The sequence below is a fragment of the Kitasatospora sp. NPDC059571 genome (assembly GCF_042735675.1).
GTDB lineage: Bacteria > Actinomycetota > Actinomycetes > Streptomycetales > Streptomycetaceae > Kitasatospora.
The window spans coordinates 1-4,718 of record NZ_JBHWBW010000561.1 but is presented as its reverse complement, the minus strand read 5'-3'; the positions used below and the strand labels follow the sequence as shown (position 1 = coordinate 4,718).

Genomic DNA, 4,718 nt, shown 5'->3' with positions numbered 1-4,718 from the left:
CCGGTGCCCGTGTCGCGGACGGGTGCACCGGCCCGCCCGCCCGGTACGGGATACTGGTCCCGGTCGGGGTGACCCGGCCGGGAGATGCACAGCAGCAGAAGGGCTCGAAGTGACTGAGATCGAGATCGGGCGAGGCAAGCGCGGCCGCCGGGCGTACGCCTTCGACGACATCGCCGTCGTCCCCAGCCGCCGTACGCGCGACCCGAAGGAGGTCTCGATCGCCTGGCAGATCGACGCCTACCGCTTCGAACTGCCCTTCCTGGCCGCGCCCATGGACAGCGTGGTGTCGCCGCAGCAGGCCATCGCCATCGGCCGCCTCGGCGGTCTCGGCGTGCTCAACCTCGAAGGCCTGTGGACCCGGTACGAGGACCCGCAGCCGCTGCTGGACGAGATCGCCGGCATCTCCGACGAGGCCGCCGCCACCCGCCGCCTCCAGGAGATCTACGCCGAGCCGATCAAGGCCGAGCTGATCGGGCAGCGGATCAAGGAGGTCCGCGACTCCGGCGTGGTCACCGCCGCCGCGCTCTCCCCGCAGCGCACCGCCGAGTTCTCCAAGGCCGTCGTCGACGCGGGCGTGGACGTCTTCGTGATCCGCGGCACCACGGTCTCCGCCGAGCACGTCTCCGGCGCCGCCGAGCCGCTCAACCTCAAGCAGTTCATCTACGAGCTCGACGTCCCGGTCATCGTCGGCGGCTGCGCCACCTACACCGCGGCGCTGCACCTGATGCGCACCGGCGCGGCCGGCGTGCTGGTCGGCTTCGGCGGCGGCGCCGCGCACACCACCCGCAACGTGCTCGGCATCCAGGTGCCGATGGCCACCGCCGTCGCGGACGTGGCCGCCGCCCGCCGCGACTACATGGACGAGTCCGGCGGCCGCTACGTGCACGTCATCGCGGACGGCGGCGTCGGCTACAGCGGCGACATCGCCAAGGCCGTCGCCTGCGGCGCCGACGCGGTGATGATCGGTGCCGCGCTCGCCCGCGCCACCGACGCGCCCGGCAAGGGCCACCACTGGGGCATGGAGGCCGTCCACGACGACGTGCCGCGCGGCAAGAAGGTCGACCTCGGCACCGTCGGCACCACCGAGGAGATCCTCACCGGCCCGTCGCACACCCCCGACGGCACCATGAACCTGTTCGGTGCGCTGCGCCGTGCGATGGCCACCACCGGCTACTCCGAGCTGAAGGAGTTCCAGCGGGTCGAGGTGACCGTCAACCCGGGCCTGCACCACCGCTGATCGGCCACGGACCGCCGTCCGGAGCCCCCGGTCGACCGCCCCGCGCGGTCGGCCGGGGGCTCTTTCGCGTGCGGATCGGGTGCGTGCTGCGAGGAGATGTGGTGAACACCCGTGAGCCGCAGCGGCGAACGACCCCCGCAGCGCGCTGCTTTTTCGATCACGAACCGGACGGCGGGCCGCCGGAACCGCCGGGGCGATTGGTCCTCGGCCCGAGTGGCAGGAGATGATGGGCACTTGGCGTTCACGGGCCCCGGGTGCAGACCCGCTGCGGCCCGATGCGCCGTCAACGCCGCCCGGCCGGGCGCGGTCCGCGGGCCCCGACCCCCGCGGCCGGCGTACCCGGGCCGGCGCACCGGGCCAGCACACGTGGGGGAGCGCACCGATGACGCAGCCGCAGGATTCCATCGGCCGTCTGCTGGCCGGACGCTACCGGCTGAGCGACGTGCTCGGCCGGGGCGGCATGGGGACGGTCTGGCGGGCCGAGGACGAGATGCTCGGCCGGGTCGTCGCCGTCAAGGAACTGCGCATGCACGGCGGCGTGGACGAGGAGGAGAAGCACCGCCTGATCGTCCGCACCCTGCGCGAGGCCAAGGCCACCGCGCGGATCCGGCACCGGGCCGCGGTCACCGTCTTCGACGTCGTCGAGGAGGACGAGCGCCCCTGGATCGTCATGGAGCTGGTGGAGTCCCGCTCGCTGGCCGACGTGATCGCCGAGGAGGGCCCGCTGGCGCCCGCGCGGGCCGCCGCCATCGCCCTCGACGTCCTCGGTGTGCTGGACGCTGCGCACGCGCTGGGCATCCTGCACCGCGACGTGAAGCCGTCCAACGTGCTGATCGGCGACGACGGCCGGGTGGTCCTCACCGACTTCGGCATCGCGAGCGTCGAGGGCGACACCTCGGTCACCTCCACCGGCATGCTGGTCGGCGCACCCTCCTACATCTCGCCGGAGCGGGCCCGCGGCCGCAAGCCCGGACCGCCCGCCGACCTCTGGTCGCTCGGCGGCACGCTGTACTCGATGGTGGAGGGCCGCCCGCCGTACGACCGGGGATCGGCCCTGGCCACCCTCACCGCGGTGATGACCGAGGACCTGCCCGAGCCGGCCAACGCCGGCCCGCTGCGGCCGGTCATCGAGCGGCTGCTGGAGAAGGACCCGGAGCTGCGGCTGGACGCCTCGACCACCCGGTCGATGCTCCGGCGGATCGTCGCCGACGACACCGCCCGCGCGGAGTCCACCACGCAGGAGAACCTGCCCCCGGCGTCCGCCGCCGCGGCCCCCGCGGACGCGGCGAAGCCCGCGGCGAAGGCGGCGAAGCCCGCCCCGGCGCCGGCGAAGGACGCGGCGCCCGCCGTGAAGGCGGCCCCGCAGCCCGCCCCGAAGCCGAAGGCCGCGCCGACGCCGGGGTCCGCGGCGAAGGCCGCCGCGGCCGGCCTGCCCCCCGAGCAGCCGGCCGGACCGCCCGCGGAAGCGGCCCGCCCCGCCCCCCGGCGCGGCCGGGTGGGCACCGTCCGGGTCGGCAGCCGGGCGGCCGAACCGATACCCGCTCCGACGCCGGCCCCGGTGCAGGCCGCCGTGCCGCAGCCCGCGGCCGCGGTCGAGCCTGCGGCCCTCACCGCGCCGATGGGCGCGATCCCCCCGTCCGGTCCGCGGGAGCTGCGCCGGCCCTCCCCGGCGGTGCTGGCCGGGGCCGCGCTGGTCCTGGTCCTCGTCCTGGTGGGCGTGGCGGTGGCCGTGCTGCACGACGGGAACGGCTCCTCCGGCAGCAAGGGCTCCGCCGACCGTGCGGCCCCGCCGGCCACGGCCGCGGCCTCCGCGCCGGCCTCGGCGGCCCCCTCGGCCACCGGGTCGGGCACGCCGTCGCCCGCTGCGTCCGCGAGCGGTGCCGGAGCCTCCCCGGCCCCGACCCAGGCCGCCCCCGGCGGGCAGCCGCAGCAGGGCGGGACGGGCGACCCGGGCCAGGGCGCCGCCGTCCCGGACGGCTACCGCACCTACCGCGACGGCTCCGGCTTCTCGATCGTGCTGCCCGACTGGCTGGCCGACAAGGGCCAGGACTACGACGACACCAGCCGCCGGTTCGAGGGCAATGGCCTGAAGCTCATCGTCGACTGGACGGTCGGCGCCCACGCCAGTGCCCTCGCCGACTGGCAGTCGAGCGAGAAGCAGCTCAACGCCCGCAACTACCACCGGGTCCAGCTCCAGGCCATCACCTACCGGCAGTGGACCAACGCGGCCGACTGGGAGTGGACGTACGGCAGCAGCACCACCTACCACTCGCTCAACCGCGGCTTCGTGACCGGCAACGGCAAGTACGGCTACGCGCTCTACTGGACGACCACCGACGCCGACTGGGGCTCCTCGGCCAACACCGCGGCCCGCACCACCGGCTTCGACACCTTCCAGCCGGCGCCGTAGCGCCGTAGCGCCGGCGCGCCGGTCGCCGTGTCCGGCGCAACCGGCGGCGGCGGTCCGCCGTCCTTGAGGGGGAGCGGCCGACGGCCGGTCAGGACCGGGCCCCCGGCCCCCGCGGCGCGGATCGCGGCGGTCCCGCCCTCCGGCGCGGCGCCGTTCCCGGCCAGCTGGAGGGCCGTGCCGGGGAGATCGGTACGGTCGCCGGGGCGAGACCGGCCCCGGCGCGACGTACTCTGGCCGGGTCGAGAGGATGTCGGACATGCGAGCGGCCCCGGGTGGAATGGTGGCCGGAAGGTACCGGGTGACGGACCGTCCGGACGGCACCGGTGTGCCCGCACAGGACACCGCGACCGGCGCACCGGTGCTGCTGTACGCCCTCGAACTGCCGGAACTGCTGGACCCCGACCAGGTGTACGCCGAGCCGGACGGCTCCCAGGGCGCCCGGCTCGCCGAGGCCGTCGCCGCGGTCGCCGAGGGGCTGCCGCACCACCCCCGGCTGCTCGGACAGTGCGGCTCGGCCGCCGAGGGCGGCCTGCTCTGGGTCGTCGAGGAGCGGCTTCCCGGGGCCCCGCTGGCCGAGCTGGCCGGGGCCGGGCCGGTGCCGCCGTACCGGGTCGCGGAGCTCGCGGCCGACCTGGCCGGTGCGCTGCGCGCCCTGCACGAGGCCGGCCTGGTGCACGGGAACGTCACCGCCGCATCGGTGTTCGTCTGCGAGGACGGCGCCGCACTGCTCGGCGGACTGCTGCTCGGCAGCGCCCAGGAGGCGCTGGCCGCCCAGCTCGGCGGCCCGGTGCCCCGCCGGGTGTACGAGGCGCGGGCCGACCTGGTCGGCGCCCGGGCCGAGCGCTGGCCGCCGGACACCGGCCCGGCGGCGGACTGCTGGGCGCTGGGCGTGCTGATGTACCGGCTGCTGACCGGCCACGGCCCGTACCCGGAGCAGGACCTGCCGACCCTGCTGGCCGCAGTGCGCGACGGGTGGCGGCGCCCGGCGGACGGGGGCGGGGGGGGGGGCGGCGGGGGGGTGGGGGAGGGGGGGCGCGGGGGCGGGGGCGCGGCGCGCGCGCGCCGCCGGGG

Annotated in this window: 3 protein-coding genes; all 3 read left to right on the top strand. The window is 76.5% G+C overall.

What is annotated here, in order from left to right; all coding sequences use genetic code 11:
- Positions 1–109 precede the first annotated feature (109 nt).
- Entirely contained in the window at positions 110–1,237 is a 1,128-nt protein-coding gene (locus ACFV0G_RS35510) for a GuaB3 family IMP dehydrogenase-related protein (protein WP_380556846.1), read from the top strand.
- Positions 1,238–1,619: 382 nt separating this feature from the next.
- Positions 1,620–3,647 carry a serine/threonine-protein kinase gene (locus tag ACFV0G_RS35505; protein ID WP_380556844.1) on the top strand — a complete coding sequence of 676 codons (2,028 nt, stop codon included), beginning with the start codon at positions 1,620–1,622 and terminating at the stop codon, positions 3,645–3,647.
- A 298-nt stretch (positions 3,648–3,945) separates the two neighbouring features.
- Positions 3,946–4,718, top strand: a 773-nt coding sequence (locus tag ACFV0G_RS35500; protein ID WP_380556842.1) for a protein kinase, incomplete at its 3' end; no start/stop codon positions are given.